Here is a 23,472-nt window from a genome sequence, read left to right as displayed (position 1 = left end):
TCTAGTCCCGCGCCTTCTCGACCATCTCGTACGCCTCGATGACGTCGTCGACCTTGATGTCCGCGTAGGTGAGCGTCAGACCGCATTCGAAGCCCTCGCGGACCTCGGTCGCGTCGTCCTTCTCACGCTTGAGCGAACTGATCGTCAGGTTCTCGGCGATCACCGTGTTGTCACGGAGCAGGCGTGCCTTCGCGTTACGCCGCATGATGCCCGACTGGACCATGCAACCGGCGATGTTGCCCACCTTGGACGACTTGAAGATCGCACGGATCTCGGCGCGACCCAGCTCGGACTCCTCGTAGATCGGCTTGAGCATGCCCTTGAGAGCAGCCTCGATCTCCTCGATCGCCCGGTAGATCACCGAGTAGTAGCGGATCTCGACGCCCTCGCGGTTGGCCAGCTCGGTGGCCTTGCCCTCCGCGCGAACGTTGAAGCCGATGATGATCGCATCCGACGCCGACGCCAGGTTGACGTTGGTCTCGGTGATGCCACCGACACCGCGGTCGATCACGCGCAGCGAGACCTCGTCGTCGACCTCGATCTGGAGGAGGGACTCTTCGAGCGCCTCCACGGTGCCCGAGTTGTCGCCCTTCAGGATCAGGTTGAGCTGGCTGGTCTCCTTGAGTACCTTGTCCAGGTCCTCGAGGCTGATCCGCTTGCGGCTGCGTGCGGCCAGCGCATTGCGCTTGCGCGCATTGCGCCGGTCGGCGATCTGCCGAGCGATGCGGTCCTCCTCGACCACGAGCAGGGTGTCGCCCGCTCCCGGCACCGAGGTGAAGCCGATGACCTCGACCGGACGCGACGGGTAGGCCTCGTCGACGTCGTCGCCGTGCTCGTCGACCATGCGACGGACGCGACCGTAGGCATCGCCGGCGACGATCGAGTCGCCGACCCGCAGGGTGCCGCGCTGGATGAGCACCGTCGCCACCGGGCCGCGACCGCGGTCCAGGTGAGCTTCGATGGCCACACCCTGTGCGTCCATGTCCGGGTTGGCACGCAGATCGAGCGACGCGTCCGCGGTGAGCAGGACGGCCTCGAGCAGCGCATCGATGTTGGTGCCCTGCTTGGCGGAGATGTCCACGAACATCGTCTCGCCGCCGTACTCCTCGGGGATGAGGCCGTACTCGGTCAGCTGGCCGCGGATCTTGGTCGGATCAGCGCCTTCCTTGTCAATCTTGTTGACCGCCACGACGATCGGCACGTCGGCCGCCTGAGCGTGGTTCAACGCCTCCACCGTCTGCGGCATGACGCCGTCGTCGGCCGCGACCACGAGGATCGCGATGTCGGTCGACTTCGCGCCGCGGGCACGCATGGCGGTGAACGCCTCGTGACCCGGGGTGTCGATGAAGGTGATCAGGCGATCTTCGTCGTTGAGGTGGGTGTTCACCTGGTACGCACCGATGTGCTGGGTGATGCCACCGGCCTCGCCGCCGCCGACGTTCTCCTTGCGGATGGTGTCGAGCAGGCGGGTCTTGCCGTGGTCGACGTGGCCCATGACGGTGACCACCGGCGGACGCTGCGCGAGGTCCTCCTCGCCGCCCTCGTCCTCGCCGTAGGTGAGGTCGAAGCTCTCCAGGAGCTCGCGATCCTCGTCCTCCGGGCTGACGACCTGGACGACGAAGTTCATCTCGCCGCCGAGCAGCTCCAGCGTCTCGTCGTTGACCGACTCGGTCGCCGTGACCATCTCGCCGAGGTTGAACAGGGCCTGGACCAGCGATGCCGGGTTGGCATTGATCTTGTCCGCGAAGTCCGACAGGGAGGCACCACGAGCGAGGCGGATGACCTCGCCGTTGCCGTGCGGCAACCGAACGCCGCCGACCTCCGGTGCGCGCATCGAGTCGTACTCTTGACGCTTCTGACGCTTGGACTTGCGTCCACGACGCGGGGCGCCGCCCGGACGACCGAAAGCACCGGCTGTGCCGCCGCGACCGCGACCGCCGCCGCCACCACCGGGACGACCGCGGAAGCCGCCGCCGGGAGCACCGCCGCGGTAGCCGCCGCCACCGCCACCGGGACCGCCGCTGCGGCCGCCTGCACCGCCGCGACCGCCCGGACGGGCGTCAGGACGCGCCGCGCGCGCCGGCATCGCACCGGGGCTCGGACGGGGAGGCATGTTGCCCGGCGTGGGCCGGGGACCGCCGGCGCCCGGACGACCGCCGCCTGCACCGGGACGACCGCCCTGGGGACGGGGACCGCCCTGACCGCCGGGGCGAGGACCGCCCTGGCCGGGACGACCACCCGGACGCGGGCCGCCGGGACCCGGACGCGGGCCCATCGGGCGCGGTGCGGGCGACGGGGCCGACGAGAACGGGTTGTTGCCGACACGCGGCTGACGCGGGCCGGGACGGGGACCCGGGCGAGGACCGCCCGAGTTCGGGCCGGACGCGGCTGCGGGCTTGGGAGCCGGAGCCTTGGGTGCGGGCTTCGGACCAGGCTTGGCGCCCGGCTTCGGGCCCGACGCGGCTGCGGGCTTCGGCGCCGGAGCGCTCGGTGCAGGCGCACTCGGAGCGGGTGCGGGTGCACTCGGTGCCGGAGCGGCCGACTTGGCCGCTGCTGCGGGCTTGGCCGGGGCCGGCTTGGGAGCCGGTCCGGGCTTGGGGCCCGGCTTGGCACCGGGCTTCGCCGCCGGCTTGGCCGGTGCGGCGCTGTCGCCGGCATTGCCTGCCGACTGGAAAGATTCACGCAGTCGACGGGCCACGGGGGCCTCCACCGTCGACGATGCGGATTTGACGAACTCGCCCTGCTCCTTGAGTCGTTCCAGCACCTTCTTGCTGGGGACGCCCAATTCCTTGGCTAGTTCGTGAACGCGGGCTTTGCCTGCCACTGCTCTCCTCACTTGGAGGTCGAGCGGGCTACCCGCTACGACCTCGGTTCAATCAGTAAACGTGCTCATCGTGGAGACTTCACGGTGTGCTCATGTCTTCTGCTACCTGTCCTGACCCCGTGCGGGGTCCTCATGGGTGATCACGCCGATCGCCTCGGCGAGATCCTCTGGGCTCACAGCGACGCCGCGATCCCGTAGTGCCGGTCCGAATGCTCTGCGCCGCACCGCAAGCGACAGACATCTCTCGTCGCGATGCAGCCAAGCGCCTCGTCCCGGCAGTCTCCCTCGTTCGTCAACGACCACCTGGGTCGTGTCGTCCGCACCGCGCACTGCGACGATCTTGATCATCGCGGATGCGCTGTCGCGCTGACGACACCCGATGCAGGTACGCACCGGAGGTGCCGACATTCGAAGGGCCACGGGTCAGTTTAGCGTATCTGCGGGCTCGTCGGTGCCACCGTCCGTGTCGCGCGGACCACCATCGCCGGCGTCGGACCGGATATCGATCCGCCAGTTGGTCAGCCGGGCCGCTAATCGGGCGTTCTGCCCCTCCTTGCCGATCGCGAGAGACAGCTGGTAGTCGGGCACGATGACCCGCGCGGCCTTCGTCTCCTCGTCGATCACGGTCACCGACAGGACCTTGGCAGGCGAGAGCGCGTTGCCGACGAAGACGGCCGGGTCGGTGGCGTAGTCGATGATGTCGATCTTCTCGCCCGACAGTTCGCTCATCACGTTCCGGACGCGCTGGCCCATCGGACCGATGCAGGCGCCCTTCGCGTTGAGTCCGGAGACGCCGGTGTGCACGGCGATCTTGGAGCGGTGGCCTGCCTCGCGGGCGACGGCCACGATCTCGACCGAGCCGTCCTCGATCTCCGGGACCTCCAGCGAGAACAGCTTGCGCACCAGGTTCGGGTGTGTCCGCGACAGGGTGATCTGCGGGCCGCGGGGTCCGCGCGCCACACCGACGACGTAGCACTTGATGCGGTCGCCGTGCTTGTAGCTCTCCCCCGGCACCTGCTCGGCGGACGGGATGACGCCCTCGGTCGCGTTGGAGTCGGAGCCGATCTGCACCACCACCATGCCGCGGGCGTTGGCCTTGGCGTCGGCCTGGACCACGCCGCCGACCACCTCGCCCTCGTGCGCCACCAGCTCGCCGTAGGTCTTCTCGTTCTCGGCGTCGCGCAGCCGCTGCAGGATCACCTGGCGGGCCGTCGTCGCGGCGATGCGGCCGAAGCCCTCCGGCGTGTCGTCCCACTCGTGGACCACGTTGCGGTCCTCGTCGAGCTCCTGACCCATCACGCGGACCTCGCCGGACTTGCGGTCGATGTCGATGCGGGCGTGCGGTGCGAAGCCGTCCGTGTGTCGGTACGCGGTGAGCAGCGCGGTCTCGATGGCCTCGAGCACGGTGTTGGCCGGGACGCCCTTGTCGGCCTCGATGAGCCGCAGTGCGCTGATGTCGATGTGCATGGTGGGGACTCCTATTCGCTTGTCGGATTGAGTTGTCGGTTATTCGGTTGTGGTGTGCGTGGCGGGTTCACGGCGGCGGGCGATCTCCTCGTCGGAGAGTCCGCAGGCGCGCAGCGCCGCCTCGCCGGGGCGGCTGAAGTCCACTTCGACGACGCCGCGGACGATGTCGGCGAAGGCGACGTCGACGCTGGTGATCCGGCTCTTATCGACGGTCACCAGCGTCACCTGCGTGTCGTCGCTCGCGCCGATCCGGACCTCGACGGACTTCTCCACGCCGTCGACCCGGTACTCGACCTTCGCCTTCCGTCCCTGGTTGCGCCGCCAATGCCGGGGCAGCGTCAGGGGTCGGCCGATGCCCGGGGTGGTGACCTCGAGGTCGTAGGGGGTCTCGCCGAGGAGGTTCGCTCCCTCGAGAACGGGGTCGAGCTCCCGGCTGACGTCGGCGAGGTCGTCGAGGCTCGCTCCGCCGTCGCGGTCGATCACGATGCGGATGTCGCGCCGTCCGGGCGGCGTGAGAACGGCGACGTCTTCGAGGTCGTAACCGAGGCGGTCGAGCACCGGTGCCACCAGTTCGCTGATGTTCGCGGTCAGGGCCTCGCCTGTCATGCCGCTCATCCTCCTGTTTTCGTCGCGGTCGAGTCTCTCACCCGGGTCCGTGTGCCGGTCCGGCGCGCCCGCCTGACCGGGCTTCGAGTGTAGTCGACCGGGGCGGCTGGCAGAATCGTCCTCTGTGACACCACTGCCTTCCCGCCGCCGGGACCCGTCTCCGGACTCTTCGATCAGTCGCCGCACCGTGCTGCGCGGCAGCGCCGTGGTCGGTGTCGCGGTCGCCGCCGGGTGGTCCCTGTCGGCCTGCGAGACGGGACCGTCGCAGCGTCAGCGGGACGCCGAAGCGCTCCTGCCGCACGCCCAAGCCGCGTTCCGCGACCAGGCCGCCGCCCAGCAGTTGGCGCCGCGCAGCACCGAGTACGCCAAGGCCCTACGGACCGTGTCAGATCAGCGCGGCGAGCACCTGAAGGCACTGCGCGACGAGATCAACCGTCTGCACTCCTCCATCGCCGATCAGATCGAGTCGCCGGCGACGACCCCGACCGCCTCGGTCGAGGCGCTGGGCAAGCAGATCGAGTCCTCCGCGACGGCCGCGGGCAAGACCGCCGTCGGCTCCTCCGGATACGTCGCCGGCCTGCTCGGCTCCGTCAGCGCCTCCTGCCAGACCCTCGCGAAAGTGCAACTCGCATGACTCAGACCACCGCCCTCAACGATGCTGCCGACGCCGAGAACACCGCGGTCTTCACCTACGGCGTCATCACTGCGTTCACCGAACGCGACGTCCGCACCACGGTCGCCGAGAACATCGCAGCGCACCGCGTCCGCCGGGATCAGCTCAACGAGAAGCTGCTCGCCGCCGGCGAATCCGAGCGCACTCCCGCCGCGGGCTACACACTCCCGGTCGACGTCACCGATCAGGACACCGCGGCCAAGGCCGCGACCGCCGCGGAGCGCGACTGCGAGACCGCCTACCGAGCCCTCCTGGAACAGGCCGACGACTCCTCGGTTCGACGGATCGCGCTCGACGGCCTCACCGACTGCGCTCTGCGTGCGTCGTACTGGCGCGGCGTGGCCGGGGTGACACCGTTGACGGTGGCGTTCCCCGGCCAGTAGCGGACTATCCGCGCGCCGCGGCGATCACCGCGTCGACCGCACCGTCGACCGGTGCCTGGACGGTCTCACCGGTGAAGCGGTCCCGGATCTCGATGGTGCCGTCGGCCCAACCGCGCCCCACCACGACGACCACCGGCATGCCGAGGAGCTCGGCATCCTTGAACTTGACGCCGGGCGACGCCTTGCGGTCGTCGAACAGCACCGACAGACCTGCGGCGTCGAGGTCGGCGGCCAGCTGCTGTGCACCGGCGACGGCGGCCTCGTCCTTGTTGGCGATCACGAGGTGGACGTTGAAGGGCGCCACCTCGCGCGGCCAGCGGAGCCCCTTGTCGTCGTGCATCTGCTCGGCGAGGACCGCCACCATGCGCGAGACGCCGAGGCCGTACGAGCCCATCGTGACGCGGACCGGCTTGCCGTTCTCACCGAGCACGTCGAAGGCGAAGGCGTCGGTGTACTTGCGGCCGAGCTGGAAGATGTGGCCGATCTCGATGCCCTTGGCGGCTTCCAGGACGCCCTTGCCGTCCGGCGACGGATCGCCTGCGCGCACCTCGGCGGCCTCGATGACGCCGTCAGGCGTGAAGTCGCGACCGCACACCAGATCGACGTAGTGCTTGCCGGGCTGGTCCGCGCCGGTGATCCAGCGGGTGCCGCTGACGACGCGGGGATCGGCCAGGTAGGTGAAGCCCGCGGCCTGCACGGCCTTGGGACCGATGTAGCCCTTGACCAGTTCGGGGTTCGCCTCGAAGTCGGCGTCGACGAGGAGTTCCACCTCGGACGGCTCGACGGACGCCTCCAGTCGCTTGAAGTCGACCTCCCGGTCGCCGGGGACGGCGACCGCGGTGATCTGCCACTCGCCGCCGGGCTTGCGGATCTTCACCATGACGTTCTTGAGCGTGTCGGCGGCCGTGTACTCGCCGTCGAGGGCACCGTTGGCCCAGTCGACGAGGCTGTCGATGGTCGGGGTGTCGCCGGTCTCATGAACCACCGCGTCGGGCAGGCCGTCGAGCGGGATCGCGTCCGGGACCGGGGTGACGACGGCTTCGACGTTGGCCGCGTATCCGGACTCGGTGCTGCGAACGAAGGTGTCCTCGCCGACCTCGCATTCGGCCAGGAACTCCTCGGAGGCGCTGCCTCCCATGGCGCCGGAGGTCGCGGCGACGATGACGTACTTGACGCCGAGGCGGTCGAAGATGCGCTGGTAGGTGGCGCGATGCGCGTCGTACGAGGCCTGCAGACCCGCGTCGTCGATGTCGAAGGAGTACGAGTCCTTCATCACGAACTCACGGCCGCGCAGAAGACCCGCGCGCGGGCGCTCCTCGTCGCGGTACTTGGTCTGCACCTGGTACAGGGTGACCGGCAGGTCCTTGTAGGAGCTGTACTCGCTCTTCACCAGCTGGGTGAAGATCTCCTCGTGGGTGGGGCCGAGCATCATGTCCGAGCCCTTGCGGTCCTTGACGCGGAACAGTGCGTCGCCGTACTCGGTCCAGCGGCCGGTGGTCTCGTAGGGCTCACGCGGCAGCAGGGCCGGCAGGAGGATCTCCTGGGCGCCCATGGCGTCCATCTCCTCGCGAACGAGGTTCTCCACAGCCCGGAAGACCTTCAAGCCCAACGGAAGCCACTCGTACACGCCGGGGGCGGCGCGACGGATGTAACCCGCGCGGACCAGGAGCTTGTGGCTCGGGACTTCCGCATCGGCCGGGTCGTCGCGGAGGGTACGCAGGAACAGGTTCGACATCCGTGTGATCACGATGTACCAGCTTAGTGGGATCAGCCCGCGGTTCGTTAGGGTGGTCGCGTGCTCGTGATCCTTCCTCCTTCGGAGACCAAATCTGACGGCGGCAAGGCCGCACCGCTCCAGCTCGACTCCCTGACGCTGCCCGAGCTGACCCCGATCCGCCGGAAGCTCGCCGATGCGATCGTCGAGCTCTCCGCAGACCTGGACGCATCGCGCGAAGCACTGGGACTGGGCGCCTCCGCGGTGGCCGAGGTGGAGCGCAACGCCGATCTGTGGGAGTCCCCGACGCGCACCGCGATCACCCGTTACACCGGGGTCCTCTACGACGCCCTCGACTACCCCGGCATGACCCGCGCGACCAAGGCCAAGGCCGCCGACCGATTGCTGATCGGCTCGGCCCTGTTCGGCGTCGTCGCCGCCACCGACCTGATCCCCGCGTACCGACTCTCGGGCGGGTCCAAGCTGCCCGGCTTCGGCACGCTCGGCTCACTCTGGAAGCCTGCGCTCTCCCCCGCCCTCGATGCCCTCGACGACTTCGTCGTCGACCTGCGCTCCGGCGTCTACCAGAAGCTGGGTCCGGTGCACGGCGCGGTGACCGCGACGGTCGTGACAGAGTTCCCCGACGGCTCCCGCAAGGTGGTGAGCCACTTCAACAAGCACTACAAGGGCCTGATGGCGCGCGAGCTGGTCCGCACCCGCCGGAACGTCCGCGACATCAACGCCCTCGCCGCCGTCCTGTCGGACGCCGGCCAGCGGGTGGAGATCACGTCGCCACTGGAAATCACCGTCGTCACCGACTGATTCCCGCACTACCAACGCGTATAGCGGCCACCCTTCGAAAAAAGTGGCGAAATCGGGGGTTTTCGTGGTGACTGTGCGAGCAATCGTCAATATCTGCAAAACGTACATAATTCTCGTACGGGTGCGGCACCATGCTGAGCATGGATACGGGGGTAATCAGGTGGGGCGCATTGCGGGAACGCGCTTCAAGAGCAGAGATCGATCGTGCAGTGGCAGACGGCGACATCATCAAACTCAGGCGGGACTGGTATGCGATGCCAACAGCCCATCCCGATGTCGTTCAGGCGGTCGCGGCCGGCGGCGTGTTGTCGTGCGCGTCCGCACTCGCCTTGTACGGAATCTGGGTGCCGCCGATGGACAAGGTCCACATCCGAGGGAACGACGCGACAGCTCGGCTGCACCCCCACTGGTGTCGGCAACGCGGTCGCCAGCCCGCTGAACGCGGCGCCGTCGACGATCTCGAGACCGCCCTCCGGCACGCGGCGAAGTGCCTGCCGGAGGAGGACTTCGTCGTCGTCTGCGATTCGATCCTCAATAAGGGCCTCGTTGCACCCTCGACACTCGAATACTGGTTCGGCTCGGCGCCGCGCAGCATCACCGACAGACTGCAACGTTGCGACGGCCGAGCTGAATCAGGCACCGAGACCATGGCTCGCCTGCGCCTCCAGTCCCACAATCTGCGCGTGCGCACGCAGGTGCAGATTCCCGAAGTCGGGCGCGTCGACATGGTCATCGGCGAATCGCTGATCGTGGAGGTCGACGGATACACATATCACGCGGACCCGGAGACCTTCGAGAACGACCGACTCCGCGATCTCCATGCGAAAGCGCTGGGATACAACGTCATACGACTCACCTTCAAACAGGTGGTCTACCAGTGGAATGTGGTCGAGCCGCTCATCCTCGAAATCGTCCGGCGACGGGAGCATCTCAAGCCCCTGCCCCAGCTTGCTCGCACAGCCACCACGTTCTGAGCGCGAATCGGCCGTTTTCTTTAAGGCTGACCGCTATACGCGTTGGTAGCGCGAGATTCGGCGGCTACTTCGCTTGAGGGAAGAACCACTGCTCGTCGTCGACGTCGCCGCGCGTGCGACGGTCGTCGGCGATGGTCACCTCGACCACCTCGTCGACCTGGGCCTTCTGCGCGCGGAGGCGACCGTAACCGTAGGCGGCGGACATGCCGACGACGCCGGTGAGCAGACCGATGAGCATCTGGAACTCGCCGCCGTCGGAGCCGGCGTGGCTCGCGATGCGGTAGTTCCAGCCGTTGAGGGCGATCACCGCGAGGGCACCGAACGTCAGCGGGACGACGTAGGTGGTCACGATCGACGGCGGCATGGGCGCGATGCCCCGGCGTCGACGGTAGATCTGCCACACCGACATCACGATCACCGAGACGCTCACCAGCACGGCCGAGATGGCCGGATGGACCCACCAGGCGCAGATCGCGGCGGCGAGGAGGAAGGCACCGGAGACGCCGGCGGCGATGCGTGCGTTCATGTCAGAATCCCAGAACTCGATCGGCGTCGGTGAACCCGGCGACGGGGCCGACGACGGCGATTGCGGGCGCGATCAGGTTCTCCTCGCGCGCCGTCTGTCCGGCGTGCGCCAGATCCGTGCGGAGCAGTCGCTGGTCGGCGCGCGACGCGTTCTCGATGAAGGCGACGGGCGTGTCCCCTGCACGACCGCCTGCGAGCAGCGCGCTCGCGAACTCGTCGATCCGCTTCACCGCCATCATGATGACGATGGTGCCGCGCATCTGCGCGAGCGCGGGCCAGTTGGTCAGCGAGTCCGGATGGTCGGGGCCGACGTGTCCGGAGACGATGACGACCTCGTGCGTGACACCGCGATGGGTGACCGGGATGCCCGCCAGTTCCGGCCCGGCGATTGGACTGCTGATGCCCGGGACCACCGTCACCGGAACGCCGGCCTCCACGCAGGCCTGCAGCTCCTCGAAACCGCGACCGTAGACGTACGGATCGCCGCCCTTCAGACGCACGACGAACTTGCCGGCGCGGGCGCGCTCCACGAGCAGCTCGTTGATCCGTTCCTGGCGCATCGCGCGACCGTAGGGCACCTTGGCGGCGTCGATGATCTCCACCTGCGGGCCCAGCTCGTCGAGCAGGCCGACCGGTGCCAGCCGGTCGGCCACGACCACGTCGGCCTCGGCGAGCAGCTTGCGGCCGCGGACGGTGATCAGGTCGGAGTCGCCGGGACCGCCGCCCACCAGCGCAACGCCGGCCGCGTGCCGTCGACCTTCGTCCACCTTCAACGACGTACCGTCGGCCAGCGCCTCGGTGATGGCGGCGCGGACAGCTCCCGACCGTCGGTGGTCACCGCTCGCGAGCACCCCGAACTGCAGGTCGCGATGCGTTCCGGAGGCGGGCGTGACCGCGGTGCCCTGCTTGCCGTCGTCGGCGCGGACACAGAAGATCTGCGACCGCTCGGCCTCGGCGACCACCGCCGCGTTGACCTCGGGATCGTCCGTGCAGGCCATCGCGTACCAGGCGCCGGCCAGGTCGCCGTCGACATAGGCGCGACGCTCCACGGTCACCGCGACCTCCGATTCGACGGTGGGCGTCGGGTCGACGGCGATGACGTGAACGTCGGCGCCGGCGGCGATCAGATTGGGCAGTCGACGCTGGGCGACGCTGCCGCCGCCGACCACCACGACGCGGCGTCCGCGGAGGTCGAGTCCGGCCAGATAGTGAGGGTGCACCATGACAGATCAGCGTAGTCGGTGGGCCGCTGTGACCCGGCCCGCGCCCGACGTTCGCCGGACCGACCGTCAGCGGGCCGCGGCGCGCTCCAACGCGCGCGCCCGTGACTCCTCGAACTTGGCCACCTTCACGTTCATCCGCTGCAGATACTCCGACAGCTGATCGCGATACATCTCGCCGAGCGGACCGAAGTCGTCGCGCTCGAAGATCCGCCATTTCCGCAGGACCGGCAGCACGACGTCGGACATGTGCTGCGGGAGGTCGTAGATGCCGCCCTTCGCGATCAACACGGCGTTGCGCCGGAAGTTCGGCATCGTCGCGCCCGGCATCTGGAAGTTGGACACGATCAGGTAGATCGCCGCCATCGCCTCGTCCGGCACCAGGTCCAGCGCCCCGGCCATCACGTTCCGATAGAAGAGCATGTGGAGGTTCTCGTCGGCGGCGACGCGCTGCAGCATGCGGTCGGCGATCGGGTCCCCACATGCCTTGCCCGTGTTCCGGTGGCTGACGCGGGTCGCGAGCTCCTGGAAGGAGACGTAGGCGACGGCGAACAGCATGTCGTAGCTGTGGTCGCGCTGACCGTCGTCGTCGGGCAGCGGGTCGAAGCCGCCGATCATGTGCAGCATCCGCATGCGTTCGAGCTCCACCGGATCGACGCCGCGCGTCACGACTAGGTAGTCGCGCATCACCGTCGAATGCCGCATCTCCTCGGCCGTCCACCGACCGACCCAGTAGCCCCACGCGTCGTCGAGGCTGAAGTTCTCGGCGATCACCCGGTGATACGACGGCAGGTTGTCCTCGGTGAGCAGGTTGGTGATCATCGCGGCCTTCGCGGTCTCCGACAGCGCGGACTGTCCGGGTTCCCAGTCGACGCCGCCGAGCGCTTCGAAGTTCCGCCCCTCGTCCCACGGAACGTAGTCGTGCGGATTCCAGTCGAGGGTCATCTTCAGGTGACGCTCCACCTCGGTCTCGCAGACTGGCAGGAGTTCGCGAAGCAGGTCGCTGCCGCTCATCGGTTTACCGATCAAACTGGTCATGTCTCTCACTCTGGTCGTCGCCACCTGCGATTTCTCGGGGCGAAGGTCCCGTCGAGATTGGGCCCCGAGTCGCGCAGAGTCCTGTTGTAGCGTTAGGACCATGACCGAAACGGCACGCAAACACCGCGTCTTCCTCGTCGACGATCACGAGCTCGTGCGCCGCGGCCTCCGCGACCTGTTGAGCACCGCCGAGGACCTCGAAGTGGTCGGCGAAGCCGCCACCGTCGACGAGGCATGGGTGGGCATCAACGCGACGAAACCCGACGTCGCGGTGCTCGACGTCCGGCTCCCCGACGGCAACGGCGTCGAGCTGTGCCGGTCGGTGCGGAGCGCCCTCCCCCAGGTCCACTGTCTGATGCTGACCAGCTATGCCGACGACGACGCGTTGCTGGCCGCCGTTCTCGCGGGCGCCTCCGGGTTCGTCCTCAAGCAGATCCTGGGACACAACCTGGTGGCGGCGGTGCGCACGGTCGGCGCGGGCGGTTCGCTGCTCGACGACCGCAGCACCGCGGCTCTCCTGGCCCGCTTGCGCGACGGCGAGCCCAGCGACCCGCTCGCTCGCCTCACCGGGCAGGAGAAGGAGGTCTTCACCCTCATCGGCCAGGGCATGACGAACCGGCAGATCGCCGACAAGATGTTCCTCGCCGAGAAGACGATCAAGAACTACGTGTCGCGGATCCTCTCGAAGCTCGACATGCAGCGTCGCACCCAGGTCGCCGTCCTCGCGACCGAGTTGCGGGCCCGTGAGCGCTGAGACCGAACCGGATACGCGCGACGCGGGCGGCGACTTCCGCCTCGAACTCGGTGCGACGGCCGGCATCGCCGTCGCCTTCCTGGTGCTGCGGATGCTGGCCGTCGCGCACTGGGACTGGAATGTGGTGGCGGCGATCTCCGACACCTTCGACTTCTCCGACGCCTTCCCGATCGCTTTCGGGACGGTGGTCGGGCAGCCGCTGCTGACGGGGATCCTGGTCGCGGTGCTGCTGCCGCTCGTGCTCATGCGCATCGTGTGGCCGGCCCCGCAGCATCGCGGAACACTGCAGGTGACGACGATCCTGTCGCTGATCGTGCTCATCGTCATCACGGTGACCCTGTCGACGACCTTCGGGAACGTCTGGACGCTGGTCGGTGCGGCCGGATTCTGCGTGATCGTGGTGTCGCTGCGCATGGTCCTCCACCGCGGCGTCCTGCACGATGCGATTCTCGCCGTCACCCGGAAGACGGCGCTGATCGCCGCGGCCGGGCTCCTCGCCCTGGCCGCATTCAACGACGCGCCGTGGATGAGCGCCGAACAGATCACCACCGACAACGGGGTGATCGACGGCTACATCCTCGAAGCCGAGCCCGGCTTCCTGCACGTCCTCACCGAAGAACGCGACGTGATCATCGTCCCCGACAGCGAGGTCCAGGACCGGCGCCTGGCCGACTGACCCCGCCGACCGCAGGGTCAGTGCAGCGGGGCCGTCCAGGTGAGGGTGGTCCCGGACGACGGGCTGCTGGTGATGGTGAAGTTGCCGTCGCAGGTGTCGGCACGGCGGGTGAGGTTCGCCAGACCCGACTGCTCCGCGGTCGGCGGGATGCCGCGACCGTCGTCGGACACCTCCACGGTCACCACGTCGTCGGCGACGATCCGCACGCCGATCCGCCCCGCACCCGAATGGCGGAGCGCGTTGGAGATCCCCTCGCGGAGCACGGCTTCGATGTGCGGTGCCAGCGCGTCGGGCACCAGGGTGTCGACCGGTCCGACGAACGCGACGCTCGGCACGATCGGCGCGTGCGCCGCCACCTCGGCGACGACGTCGAGCACCCGCCGCCGCAGCGTGACCTGTCCCCCGTGCCCCGGCATGCCCTGGAGGTCGAAGATCGACGTCCGGATCTGCGCGATGGTCCCGTCGAGGTCGGTGATCACCTGCTCCAGCCGTTCCTCGTCGATCACCGTGCAGTCGACGGCCTGCCGCGCGGCCTGCATGGTCTGCACCGACATGCCGATCGCGAACAGCCGCTGGATGACGAGGTCGTGCAGGTCGCGCGCGATGCGGTGCCGGTCTTCGAGCAGTTGCATGTCGTGGGTCAGCTGCTGCTGATCGGCGTAGGCCAACGCCAGGGAGGCGACGCGGGCCGTGCCCTGCAGTCCGGCGACCTCCTCGCCGGTCCAGTACCGACGGTCGACACGCGTGACGACGATCGCGGAGTCCCCCACCCCGCCCTGCAGCGGCTGGATCGTGACCCAGCTCGCGCCGCGCCGGAGCCACGGCTGGGATCCCGGTGCCAATTGCCGCACCACCAGCCGACCGGACGCGGCGTCGTCGTCCGGATCGGCGAACGCGAAGAGATCCTCCACGCACGGCATCGCCCCCGTGTGACCGACCACCTCGGAGCCGTTGACGATGAAGACGTCCACGGCACCGGTCAGCGCCGAGACGTCCCGACAGAGGCCGTCCAGGGTGTCGGCGAGGTCGGTGCCTGCGAGCGGCTCGGAGCCGCGGTCGGCGATGACCTGCATCCACCGCAGTCGGGCCTGGGCACGCTCGAAGGCTCGAGAGTTGTCGACCGCGATCCCGACTGCGACCGCGAGGACCGCGACGATCTTCTCGTCGAGCGGCGTGAACTCCGGCGCACCCTGCTTCTCGGTGAGGTAGATGCTGCCGAACAGCTCGTCGCGCACGATGATCGGCGCGCCGAGAAAGGTGTCCATCGGCGGATGATTCGGCGGGAAGCCGATCGACGCAGGATGATCCGAGAGTTTCCGGATCCGCAACACCTCCGGATGGTGAAGCAGTTCGCCGAGGACGCCGCGTCCGACGGGCAGCGGCCCCATGGTGGCCCGGATCTCCGGCGAGATGCCGGTGTGGACGAAGGCCTGCAGGCTCAGTTCCGGCCCGCGGACGCCGACCGCGCAGTAGCGCGCGTCGAGGGCGTCGGCGGCCACCTCGGCGATGCGCTGGAGCGCCTGATCCAGTTCCAGGCCGCGCCCCACGAGCAGCACCGCCTCCAGCAGGTCACGCATCGTCGTGGGATCGCCGACGCTGGCGTCCGCGAGGGCGTCGAGCGCCGCATGGACTCCGGCGAGGTCACGTCTGCGCGTCACTGTGAATCGTCTCCTGATGGTGGTCGTGCGGCCGGAACAGCGCCGAAAACGCACCACAGGACCAGCGCATCAGCACTGGTCCTGTGGTGCGAAGGCGTTGCCGTGATGGTACGCCGTCGGCGGTCTGAACTAGCGGTCGTCGCCGCCGGTGAGCTGCAGGCTCCGGCTGGTCCAATCCCACAGTTCGCGGAAGAGCGCCGGGTTGTCGTTCAGCTTCTGCCCGTACGACGGGATCATCTCGGTGAGCTTGCTCTTCCAGCCCTCGAAGCGGGTGTCGCCGAAGCACTCCTGCAGAACCGAGATCATGGCCGGGACCGCGGTCGACGCACCCGGCGAGGCACCGAGCAGACCGGCGAGCGTGCCTTCGCCCTCGGCGACGACGGCGGTGCCGAACTCGAGCTTGCCGCCGGCACCGTGCTTGCGGATCACCTGGACGCGCTGTCCGGCGGTGATGAGCTCCCAGTCCTCGCCGACGGCGCGCGGAGCGAAGTCCTGCAGGGTCCGGACACGGTCGGCCGGGCTCGCGGCGAGTTCGGAGATCAGGTACTTGAGCAGACCGAACTCCTGCGGCGCGATCGACATCATCGGGAACAGGTTGCCCGGCTTCACCGACTTCGGCAGGTCCATGATGCCGCCGGACTTGAGGAACTTCGGCGACCAGCCGGCGTACGGACCGAACAGGAGACCGCGGTTGTGGTTGATGACGCGGGTGTCCAGGTGCGGCACCGACATCGGCGGAGCACCGACGGCGGCCTGGCCGTAGACCTTGGCGGAGTGCTGCGAGATCACGTCGGGGTTCTTGCAGCGGAAGAACTCGCCGCTGACGGGGAAACCGCCGAAGCCCTTGGCCTCCTTGATGCCCGACTTCTGCAGCAGGTGCAGGGCGCCGCCGCCTGCGCCGACGAAGACGAACTTGGCCTGGACCTGGATCTTCTCGCCCGAGCGTCCGTTGCGGACCTTGATCAGCCAGGAGCCGTCGGACTGCTTGGTCAGGTTGCGGACCTCGTGGCCGAAGTACAGGTCGGCGTCGCGGCCGACGTAGTTCAGCAGCTGCTGGGTCAGGGCACCGAAGTCGACGTCGGTGCCGTTCTGGTACCAGTTGAGGCCGACCGGGTCGGAGAAGTCACGGCCCGCCGACATCAGCGGCAGACGCTCGGCGAAGACGGAGTCGTCGTCGATGAACTCCATGCCCTCGAACAGGGTCTGGCTCGACAGCGCCGCGTGACGCTTGCGCAGGAAGTCCACGCCGTCCTGCCCGTGGCAGAAGCTCACGTGCGGAATCGGGTTGATGAACTCGTCCGGCGCGCCGAGCATGCCCTTGTCGACGCCGAACGACCAGAACTGGCGCGACATCTGGAACTGCTCGTTGATGTTCAGCGCCTTGGTGATGTCGATGTCACCGTTCGCGTCGGCCGGGGTGTAGTTCAACTCGCACAGCGCCGAGTGACCGGTACCGGCGTTGTTCCACGGGTCGCTGCTCTCGGCGGCCGCCGCTTCGAGGCGCTCGAAGACACTGATCGACCAGCTGGGCTCCAACTGACGGAGCAGGGCGCCGAGCGTGGCGCTCATGATTCCCGCGCCGACCAGCGCTACATCCGTCTTAATCACTTTGGCCACGCTGCTGAACTCCTCCACCCATAGGGTATTCACGACCTGTATTCCGACTCATTGTTCACCATTGTGATGTCGGAGGCAGCATCGGTCACTGCAATTGTGGGGTGTGTGACACCGCGTGCCACCCCGACCAAGCGATCGCTTCGGGGTCGGTGACCAGCGCGACGGCGGCGTCGCACCCTATTGTGGAGCGCGTGAGCATCGTCAAGAGCCGACAGTGGCGACCCGATGAATTCCTCGACCGATTCCAGTCCTTGAGCATCCCGCTCGGCGACGACCCCGACGGCGACGGACCGATCGATGCGACGCTGGTCCGCGCGCCCCTCGCCGCGACCAGCAACGGCGCGGTCCTCTACGTGCACGGTTTCACCGACTACTTCTTCCAAGAGGAGCTCGCTGAGTTCTTCACCGACCGCGGCTACGCCTTCTACGCGGTCGACCTGCGACGATGCGGACGGTCCCTGCGCGACGGCGACCAACCGCACTACATCTCGGACCTGAAGTACTACGACCGCGAGCTGACCGCGGCTCTGGACGTGATCGTCGACGAGGCCGACGATCCCGAGTCGCAGGTCCTCGTGATCGGGCACTCCACGGGAGGCCTGATCACGCCGCTGTGGCTGAACCGGCTCCGCGAGACGGACCCCGATCGGCACGACCGCGTGAAGGGGCTGATCCTGAACAGCCCGTGGCTCGACCTTCAGGGTGAGGCCGTGCTCCGAACCGACGCGGTCGGCCTCGTCATCAAGGGCGTGAGCAAGGCGCGGCCCCGCGTGCTGGTCCCCCGCGACCTCTCCGACGCGTACGGCGAGAGCCTGCACGTCAGTCGTCACGGCGAGTGGTCGTACGACCTCCGCTGCAAGCCGCTCACCGGCTTCCCGGTCACCTTCGGGTGGCTGTCTGCGGTCCGCGCCGGCCAGCACCGCCTCCACCGCGGCATCGACGTCGGCGTCCCCGCCCTGGTGCTGCGATCCGCCAAGTCCTGGTTCTCCGAGAAGTACCGCCCGGAGGTCGACACCGCGGACTGCGTCCTCGACGTGAAGCAGATCGCCCAATGGTCCGGGGCCATCGGCCGCCGCGTGTGGGCGGTCGCCGTCCCCGATGCCCGCCACGACGTCTTCCTCTCTCTCGAAACACCCCGCCGCATCGCGTACGGCGAGGTCCAGACATGGCTGACCACGATGTTCGGCGAAGGAGCACAGCAGTGACCACCCAGCAGGTCGACCTCGCGATCATCGGATCCGGCAGCGGCAACTCGATCCCCGACGAGCGGTTCGACGCGGCCGGCATCGCGATCTTCGAGGAGGGCGTCTACGGCGGCACCTGCCTCAATGTGGGCTGCATCCCCACCAAGATGTTCGTCTACGCCGCCGACGTCGCGGCGAGCGCTCGGACGGCGTCGACGTACGGCGTCGACGCGTCGGTGAACTCCGTCGACTGGCCGGCGATCGTCAACCGGGTCTTCGGCCGCATCGATCCGATCTCGGAGGGCGGCAAGGAGTACCGCGTCGACCGCTGCGAGAACGTCACCGTGTACACCAGCCACGTCCGGTTCGACGGCCGCGACGGCGACCGGTACCGCCTGGTCACCGATGCGGGCGACGAGGTCCTGGCCCGCGAGGTCGTGATCGCCGCGGGTTCCCGCTCCGACGTGCCGCCGGTGATCGCCGGCTCCGGGATCCGCTACTACACCAACAGCGACGTGATGCGCCTGCCCGCGCTGCCGAAGCGACTGGCGATCGTCGGCAGCGGCTATATCGCCGCCGAGTTCGCGCACGTCTTCGGTGCGCTCGGCGTGGACGTCACCGTCATCGCACGCAGCGGTCGCCTGCTGCGCGCCCTCGACGACGACGTCAGCGAGCGGTTCACCGACCTCGCGGCACAGGAGTGGACCGTCCGACTGAACGCGACGATGACCGGCGCGGCGCAGCAGGCGGACGGCAGCATCCGACTCGAGTTCGCCGACGGCGACCCGGTCGAGGCGGACGCCGTCCTCGTCGCGACCGGCCGCACGCCCAACGGCGACCGGCTCGGTCTGGAGTCGATCGGCGTCGCCCTGCTCGACGACGGCCGCGTCCCGGTCGACGCCCACGGTCGCACTCCCGCAGAGAACGTGTGGGCGCTCGGCGACGTGAGCTCGCCGTACCAGCTGAAGCACGTCGCCAACCACGAGCAGCGCATCGTGCAGGGAAACCTGTTGCGCGGGTGGGGATCCGACGACCTGGCAGCGTTCGACCACCGTTACGTGCCGTTCGCGGTGTTCACGCACCCGCAGATCGCGGCGGTCGGCCTCACCGAGGCGCAGGCCCGCGACACCGGCCGAGACATCACCGTCAAGGTCCAGAACTACGGCGACGTCGCCTACGGCTGGGCGATGGAGGACACCACCGGTTTCTGCAAGTTGATCGCCGATCGCGCCACCGGCGAGATCCTGGGCGCCCACCTCATCGGCCCGCAGGCGTCCACCGTCATCCAGCCCGTCATCCAGGCGATGAGCTTCGGGCTGGGTGCCCGGGAGATGGCGCGCGGCCAGTACTGGATCCACCCGGCCATGCCGGAGGTGCTGGAGAACGCCCTGCTGGGGCTGGAGCTGGACTAGGAACGTCGGAACGTCGACTAGAACCGCGACGAGCGCAGCGAGATCTCCGTCGCCAGGGCGCGCGACGCGTTCTCCGGGATCCAGTGGTCGACGCCTTTGAGGACCGAGAATCGGAAGTCGGAGTAGACGTAGCGGCCGCTGAACTCGGCCTGCTCGCGGCCCAGGGCTGCGTCGCCGTCGCTCCACAGCATGGTCGCGGGGATCTCGACAGGCGGGCACGCGAGTGCCTCGGCGATGTTGCCGGTGAAGTTGGCGCGATACCAGTTCAGCGGTCCGGTCAGGGCGCCCGGCGCCAGGATCGGCTTGAGCTCCTCCGCGGTGACGCCGGCGCGACGCAGCAGGATCCCGTTGCGCGCCGCGAGCTTCTCCTCGGCGTCGTCGGCGACGAAGTTCTTGATGTACGCCGACCGCTGCCGCTGATCCGACCCGGCTTCGAGGGAGTCGCGCATCGCGGAGGGATGCCCGGTGCTGACCGCCACCAGTCCGGTGAACCGGTCCGGGTACCGCGCGGCCAGATGCCAGGCGACGATCCCGCCCCAGTCGTGGCCGACGAGCATCGAGTACGAGATGTTCAGGTGGGTCAGGATTCCGATGACGTCCGACACCAGTTTGTCGAGTCGGTAGGCGTCGACGCCGTCGGGCCGGGCGCCCGGGCTGTAGCCGCGCTGATCGATGCGCAGAGTACGCAGACCCGCCTCGTGTACACGGGGAACCACCGCGTCGTAGCACTGCGAGTTCACCGGGAAGCCGTGCAGAAAGACCACCCAGGGTCCGCGGGCGGGGCCGCTCTGCTCGACGTCGAAGATCAGACCGTCATGTTCTACCGTCAGGCGCGAGGTGGTCACCCAGACAGGATATGTCAGACGACGTCGGGCAGAGTGAGGATTTCCGCGCCCTCCTCGGTGACGACGAGAGTGTGCTCGAACTGGGCCGTCCACTTGCGGTCCGCGGTCACGACGGTCCAGTCGTCGTCCCACATCTCCCACGGCAGATCCCCGAGGTTGATCATCGGCTCGATCGTGAACACCATGCCCGGCTCCAGCACGGTGTCGACACTGGGCTCGTCGTAATGCAGGACGATGAGGCCGTTGTGGAAGGTCTCGCCGATGCCGTGCCCGGTGAAGTCGCGGACCACCGTGTAGCCGAACCGCTTGGCGTACGCCTCGATGACGCGACCCACCACGTTGAGCGGGCGGCCGGGCTTGACCGCCTTGATCGCGCGTTCGGTGGCGGTCCGGGTCCGCTCCACCAGGTCGCGCGCCTCCTGCGAGACGTCGCCCGCCAGGAAGGTGGCGTTGGTGTCGCCGTGGACGCCGTCGATGTAGGCCGTGACGTCGATGTTGACGATGTCACCGTCCTGAATCACCGTCGAGTCCGGGATGCCGTGACAGATCACCTCGTTCAGCGAAGTGCAGCACGACTTCGGGAACGCCTTGTAGCCGAGCGTCGACGGGTAGGCGCCGTGGTCGATCATGTACTGGTGCGCGATGCGGTCGAGCTCGTCGGTCGTGACACCGGGTGCCACGGCGCGACCGGCCTCGGCGAGCGCATTGGCCGCGATCCTGCTGGCCACACGCATCTTCTCGATGGTCTCCGGCGTCTGCACCCACGGTTCACTGCCCTCGTTCACGGTGTCTTTCCACGCGTACTCGGGACGGGGGATGGAGTCGGGAACGGGCAGCGTCGGCGAGACGACACCGGGGACCAGCGGGGCACGAACTGTCATGCCGGTGATTCTACGGCGCACCGTGATTCGCGCCGCACCGATGTGCACTCACCGGTCGTCGAACAGTAAGGTGGACCTAACACAGCGGCGCGGAACGAAGGCGGATGTCACGGTAATGGCTTTCTCGCGATCCGCGGCGTCGCTCCTGATCGCGCTGCTCGGCGCGGCGCTGATCCTCACCGGATGCACCACCGAACCCATCGACACGCGTGCGCGGGCCACGGCGACCGAGGCCGCCCTCCGCTCCGGTCCCACCACCGCGACGCTGCCGAACCCCGACATCGTGCCGGTCTCCCCCGGTCTGCAACCCGGTCCGCGCGCCGAGCGGATCATCGCACTCGATCGCAACGGCACGCTGGGCAGCATCGTCTTCGCGCTCGGTCTCGGGCCGCATGTGGTCGGCCGCGATCGGTCGACCACCTTCCCGTCCGCCGCGGATCTGCCCTACGTGACCGAGACCGGGCATGCGATCAATCCCGAACGCGTGCTCGCCCAGAACCCGTCGATCGTGCTCGTGACCGAGGACGCCACCCCGGCAGGCGCCGTCGACCAGCTCCGCGCCGCGGGCATCCCCGTCGAGGTGTTCACCGGCAAACGCTCCATCGAGGGCAACTCCGCGCTCATCACCGATGTCGCCCGCGCTCTCGGCGTTCCCGACGCCGGCGCGAAGCTCGTCACCCGCACCGAGAAGCAGATCAGCGACGCCCGCGCACTGATTCCGCAGCCGTCGGGCGACCCGACGATCGGCTTCCTCTACATCCGCGGAGAGCACCTCATCCTGCTCGCCGGACCGCGGTCGGGCGCCGACGACCTGATCGCGGCGCTCGGCGGTCGTGACGCGGGCACCGAGGCGGGCCTCACAGCGGCGTTCACACAGGTCAGCGCCGAGTCGATGATCCGCGCGAATCCGAAGGTGATCCTGGTGATGACGCAGGGGGCCGACTCCGTCGGCGGCATGGACAAGGTGCTGCGGCTGCCCGCGATCGCCGACACCGACGCCGGTCGGCACCGTCGCATCGTCGCGATGGACGAGACCCAGATCCTGATGTTCGGTCCGGACACCGGCCTCGTCCTCAGCGCGCTGGCAAAGGCGATCTATGTCTGACACCACCGACTCTCACAGCACCGCCGTCGAACCGGCGACCGCGCCTCCGAGGCGCGCCGCTCCCGGACGCACTCGTGCCCTGTGGATCCTGCTCGGCACCGCGGTGCTCCTCGGCGTCGTCGTGGTGATCTCCGCGGGCACCGGGCAGGTCCGGATCCCGCCGATCGAGGTGCTCGGATCCATCGCGCATCACTGGCACCTGGACATCGGGCCGCTGCCGTCGCATCCCCAGGGTGAGAACGCCCTCTGGGTGTCCCGCTTCCCGCGGATTCTCCTGGGCCTGCTGGTGGGCGTGGCGCTCGGCACGGCGGGCTGTCTGCTGCAGGGCGTCCTCGCCAACCCGCTCGCCGAACCCGGCATCATCGGCGTCTCGTCGGGTGCCGCGGTCGGCGCCTGCCTGATGATCGTCATCGGCGGCACCGGCACCGACGGGTGGGCCATCGCCGGGGCCGCCGCCCTGTTCGGGCTGATCACCACGGCGGGCGTCTACGTGCTCTCGATCCGGGACGGCGCGTCGTCGACCATCATGCTGGTCCTGACCGGTATCGCGGTGAACGCCTTCTGTCTGGGCGTCATCGCCTATCTGACCTACATCGCCTCCACGGCGGCGCGTGAGCAGATCGTCTTCTGGCAGCTGGGCTCCCTCGCGGGCAACGTGTCGTGGACGCAGGTCAAGATCGTCGCGCCCCTCGCGATCGCCGGGCTGGCCGGCGGCATGGTCCTGATCCGGAAGATCGACCTGCTCGCCCTCGGCGAAGTGCAGGCCGCCTCGCTCGGCGTCAACGTTGAGGCTGTGCGTCGCCAGGTGATCGTCCTGGTCGCGATGCTGACCGCGGCAGGCGTGGCGTTCACCGGCATCGTCATGTTCGTCGGCCTGATCGTGCCGCACGTGATGCGACTGCTGGTCGGACCGAAGCACGCCTGGCTGCTGCCTGCGAGTGCGCTCGGCGGTGCCCTGGTGATCGCTGCCGCCGACCTGGGCGCACGGACGCTCACCGGGGGCGAACTCCCCCTCGGCATGCTGACGTCGTTGATCGGCGGTCCCGTCTTCTTCCTTCTGCTGCGGCAACGCAACGCCGCCGGGCGGTGGTGAC

At 68.6% G+C, this 23,472-nt stretch carries 22 protein-coding genes; 10 read left to right on the top strand and 12 right to left on the bottom strand.

From position 1 onward, the window contains the following. Position 1: 1 nt before the first annotated feature. From infB to rimP, 4 genes are all read right to left on the bottom strand, one after another. Positions 2-2,824, bottom strand: a complete 2,823-nt coding sequence (infB, locus tag ACH46_RS08710) for a translation initiation factor IF-2 (protein WP_062392553.1) — start codon at positions 2,822-2,824, stop codon at positions 2-4. Between the two features lie 102 nt (positions 2,825-2,926). Then, a complete protein-coding gene (locus ACH46_RS20780) occupies positions 2,927-3,172 on the bottom strand; it encodes a YlxR family protein (protein ID WP_335334164.1) in 246 nt (81 codons plus the stop codon). A gap of 75 nt (positions 3,173-3,247) precedes the next feature. Then, positions 3,248-4,291, bottom strand: a complete 1,044-nt coding sequence (gene nusA, locus ACH46_RS08705; protein WP_062392552.1) for a transcription termination factor NusA — start codon at positions 4,289-4,291, stop codon at positions 3,248-3,250. A gap of 39 nt (positions 4,292-4,330) precedes the next feature. Then, complete coding sequence (gene rimP / locus ACH46_RS08700) at positions 4,331-4,897, bottom strand: ribosome maturation factor RimP (protein WP_062395174.1); 567 nt, start codon at positions 4,895-4,897, stop codon at positions 4,331-4,333. A gap of 124 nt (positions 4,898-5,021) precedes the next feature. Here rimP and ACH46_RS08695 point away from each other — a divergent pair, with 124 nt between their 5' ends. Beyond that, positions 5,022-5,531: a twin-arginine translocation signal domain-containing protein gene (locus ACH46_RS08695; protein WP_226995817.1), complete on the top strand. Its 510-nt coding sequence runs from the start codon at positions 5,022-5,024 to the stop codon at positions 5,529-5,531. Beyond that, positions 5,528-5,953 carry a ferritin-like domain-containing protein gene (locus tag ACH46_RS08690; protein ID WP_062392550.1) on the top strand — a complete coding sequence of 142 codons (426 nt, stop codon included), beginning with the start codon at positions 5,528-5,530 and terminating at the stop codon, positions 5,951-5,953. The genes ACH46_RS08695 and ACH46_RS08690 overlap by 4 nt, the downstream gene beginning before the upstream one ends. Positions 5,954-5,957: 4 nt before the next feature. On the opposite strand, the gene ACH46_RS08685 is transcribed toward ACH46_RS08690, so the two are convergent. Continuing rightward, complete coding sequence (locus ACH46_RS08685) at positions 5,958-7,688, bottom strand: proline--tRNA ligase (protein WP_062395173.1); 1,731 nt, start codon at positions 7,686-7,688, stop codon at positions 5,958-5,960. A gap of 60 nt (positions 7,689-7,748) precedes the next feature. On the opposite strand from ACH46_RS08685, the gene yaaA reads away from it, so the two are divergent. Continuing rightward, positions 7,749-8,489 carry a peroxide stress protein YaaA gene (gene yaaA / locus ACH46_RS08680; RefSeq protein ID WP_062392549.1) on the top strand — a complete coding sequence of 247 codons (741 nt, stop codon included), beginning with the start codon at positions 7,749-7,751 and terminating at the stop codon, positions 8,487-8,489. 131 nt (positions 8,490-8,620) lie between these two features. Then, positions 8,621-9,463: a DUF559 domain-containing protein gene (locus ACH46_RS08675; protein WP_226995816.1), complete on the top strand. Its 843-nt coding sequence runs from the start codon at positions 8,621-8,623 to the stop codon at positions 9,461-9,463. Between the two features lie 64 nt (positions 9,464-9,527). Here ACH46_RS08675 and ACH46_RS08670 read toward each other — a convergent pair whose 3' ends face one another. The 3 genes from ACH46_RS08670 to ACH46_RS08660 all read right to left on the bottom strand — a co-directional run bounded on the left by ACH46_RS08670 (position 9,528) and on the right by ACH46_RS08660 (position 12,246). After that, entirely contained in the window at positions 9,528-9,989 is a 462-nt protein-coding gene (locus ACH46_RS08670) for a hypothetical protein (RefSeq protein WP_062392548.1), read from the bottom strand. Position 9,990: 1 nt separating this feature from the next. Continuing rightward, the gene (cobA, locus tag ACH46_RS08665) at positions 9,991-11,211 is read right to left on the bottom strand and encodes a uroporphyrinogen-III C-methyltransferase (RefSeq protein WP_062392547.1); all 1,221 of its coding nucleotides are present in this window, start codon (positions 11,209-11,211) and stop codon (positions 9,991-9,993) included. 66 nt (positions 11,212-11,277) lie between these two features. Then, the gene (locus ACH46_RS08660; RefSeq protein WP_062392546.1) at positions 11,278-12,246 is read right to left on the bottom strand and encodes an acyl-ACP desaturase; all 969 of its coding nucleotides are present in this window, start codon (positions 12,244-12,246) and stop codon (positions 11,278-11,280) included. 100 nt (positions 12,247-12,346) lie between these two features. Between ACH46_RS08660 and ACH46_RS08655 the strand changes: the two genes are divergently transcribed. Further along, complete coding sequence (locus ACH46_RS08655; protein WP_062392545.1) at positions 12,347-13,000, top strand: response regulator transcription factor; 654 nt, start codon at positions 12,347-12,349, stop codon at positions 12,998-13,000. Next, on the top strand, positions 12,990-13,676 hold the full coding sequence (locus ACH46_RS08650; RefSeq protein ID WP_062392544.1) for a hypothetical protein: 687 nt from the start codon (positions 12,990-12,992) through the stop codon (positions 13,674-13,676). The genes ACH46_RS08655 and ACH46_RS08650 overlap by 11 nt, the downstream gene beginning before the upstream one ends. A 17-nt stretch (positions 13,677-13,693) precedes the next feature. Here the strand turns inward: ACH46_RS08650 and ACH46_RS08645 are convergent, their stop codons facing one another. After that, positions 13,694-15,334, bottom strand: coding sequence for a GAF domain-containing sensor histidine kinase (locus ACH46_RS08645; RefSeq protein ID WP_062392543.1), 1,641 nt, complete (start codon positions 15,332-15,334; stop codon positions 13,694-13,696). Between the two features lie 129 nt (positions 15,335-15,463). After that, positions 15,464-16,903 carry a malate dehydrogenase (quinone) gene (gene mqo, locus ACH46_RS08640; RefSeq protein ID WP_417935297.1) on the bottom strand — a complete coding sequence of 480 codons (1,440 nt, stop codon included), beginning with the start codon at positions 16,901-16,903 and terminating at the stop codon, positions 15,464-15,466. 239 nt (positions 16,904-17,142) lie between these two features. Here mqo and ACH46_RS08635 point away from each other — a divergent pair, with 239 nt between their 5' ends. After that, the gene (locus tag ACH46_RS08635; protein ID WP_226995815.1) at positions 17,143-18,156 is read left to right on the top strand and encodes an alpha/beta hydrolase; all 1,014 of its coding nucleotides are present in this window, start codon (positions 17,143-17,145) and stop codon (positions 18,154-18,156) included. After that, positions 18,117-19,547, top strand: a complete 1,431-nt coding sequence (locus tag ACH46_RS08630; RefSeq protein ID WP_062392542.1) for a mycothione reductase — start codon at positions 18,117-18,119, stop codon at positions 19,545-19,547. The genes ACH46_RS08635 and ACH46_RS08630 overlap by 40 nt, the downstream gene beginning before the upstream one ends. Before the next feature lie 17 nt (positions 19,548-19,564). Here ACH46_RS08630 and ACH46_RS08625 read toward each other — a convergent pair whose 3' ends face one another. Together ACH46_RS08625 and map are read right to left on the bottom strand one after the other, a co-directional pair. Continuing rightward, positions 19,565-20,392 (bottom strand): alpha/beta fold hydrolase, encoded by an 828-nt coding sequence (locus tag ACH46_RS08625; protein ID WP_417935284.1) that lies wholly within the window; start codon positions 20,390-20,392, stop codon positions 19,565-19,567. A gap of 14 nt (positions 20,393-20,406) precedes the next feature. Beyond that, the gene (gene map / locus ACH46_RS08620; RefSeq protein WP_062395165.1) at positions 20,407-21,273 is read right to left on the bottom strand and encodes a type I methionyl aminopeptidase; all 867 of its coding nucleotides are present in this window, start codon (positions 21,271-21,273) and stop codon (positions 20,407-20,409) included. Between the two features lie 115 nt (positions 21,274-21,388). On the opposite strand from map, the gene ACH46_RS08615 reads away from it, so the two are divergent. Beyond that, the gene (locus ACH46_RS08615; RefSeq protein ID WP_062392541.1) at positions 21,389-22,378 is read left to right on the top strand and encodes a heme/hemin ABC transporter substrate-binding protein; all 990 of its coding nucleotides are present in this window, start codon (positions 21,389-21,391) and stop codon (positions 22,376-22,378) included. Further along, positions 22,371-23,471 carry a FecCD family ABC transporter permease gene (locus ACH46_RS08610; protein ID WP_062392540.1) on the top strand — a complete coding sequence of 367 codons (1,101 nt, stop codon included), beginning with the start codon at positions 22,371-22,373 and terminating at the stop codon, positions 23,469-23,471. Before ACH46_RS08615 ends, ACH46_RS08610 begins: the two co-directional genes overlap by 8 nt. The last annotated feature ends 1 nt before the right edge of the window (position 23,472 follow it).

This window comes from Gordonia phthalatica, from assembly GCF_001305675.1.
GTDB lineage: Bacteria > Actinomycetota > Actinomycetes > Mycobacteriales > Mycobacteriaceae > Gordonia > Gordonia phthalatica.
Note: the sequence above shows the minus strand (reverse complement) of the source record. Positions and strands in the feature narration are given on the sequence as shown.

What these genes read in the sequence shown, in the direction of transcription:
- ACH46_RS20780 (WP_335334164.1), bottom strand. Translation starts at nt 3,172, where the DNA reads ATGATCAAGATCGTCGCAGTGCGCGGTGCGGACGACACGACCCAGGTG.
- nusA (WP_062392552.1), bottom strand. Translation starts at nt 4,291, where the DNA reads ATGCACATCGACATCAGCGCACTGCGGCTCATCGAGGCCGACAAGGGC.
- rimP (WP_062395174.1), bottom strand. Translation starts at nt 4,897, where the DNA reads ATGACAGGCGAGGCCCTGACCGCGAACATCAGCGAACTGGTGGCACCG.
- ACH46_RS08690 (WP_062392550.1), top strand. Translation starts at nt 5,528, where the DNA reads ATGACTCAGACCACCGCCCTCAACGATGCTGCCGACGCCGAGAACACC.
- ACH46_RS08685 (WP_062395173.1), bottom strand. Translation starts at nt 7,688, where the DNA reads ATGTCGAACCTGTTCCTGCGTACCCTCCGCGACGACCCGGCCGATGCG.
- ACH46_RS08675 (WP_226995816.1), top strand. Translation starts at nt 8,621, where the DNA reads ATGCTGAGCATGGATACGGGGGTAATCAGGTGGGGCGCATTGCGGGAA.
- ACH46_RS08670 (WP_062392548.1), bottom strand. Translation starts at nt 9,989, where the DNA reads ATGAACGCACGCATCGCCGCCGGCGTCTCCGGTGCCTTCCTCCTCGCC.
- cobA (WP_062392547.1), bottom strand. Translation starts at nt 11,211, where the DNA reads ATGGTGCACCCTCACTATCTGGCCGGACTCGACCTCCGCGGACGCCGC.
- ACH46_RS08660 (WP_062392546.1), bottom strand. Translation starts at nt 12,246, where the DNA reads ATGACCAGTTTGATCGGTAAACCGATGAGCGGCAGCGACCTGCTTCGC.
- ACH46_RS08655 (WP_062392545.1), top strand. Translation starts at nt 12,347, where the DNA reads ATGACCGAAACGGCACGCAAACACCGCGTCTTCCTCGTCGACGATCAC.
- mqo (WP_417935297.1), bottom strand. Translation starts at nt 16,903, where the DNA reads ATGAGCGCCACGCTCGGCGCCCTGCTCCGTCAGTTGGAGCCCAGCTGG.
- ACH46_RS08630 (WP_062392542.1), top strand. Translation starts at nt 18,117, where the DNA reads ATGGCTGACCACGATGTTCGGCGAAGGAGCACAGCAGTGACCACCCAG.
- map (WP_062395165.1), bottom strand. Translation starts at nt 21,273, where the DNA reads ATGACAGTTCGTGCCCCGCTGGTCCCCGGTGTCGTCTCGCCGACGCTG.
- ACH46_RS08615 (WP_062392541.1), top strand. Translation starts at nt 21,389, where the DNA reads ATGGCTTTCTCGCGATCCGCGGCGTCGCTCCTGATCGCGCTGCTCGGC.
- ACH46_RS08610 (WP_062392540.1), top strand. Translation starts at nt 22,371, where the DNA reads ATGTCTGACACCACCGACTCTCACAGCACCGCCGTCGAACCGGCGACC.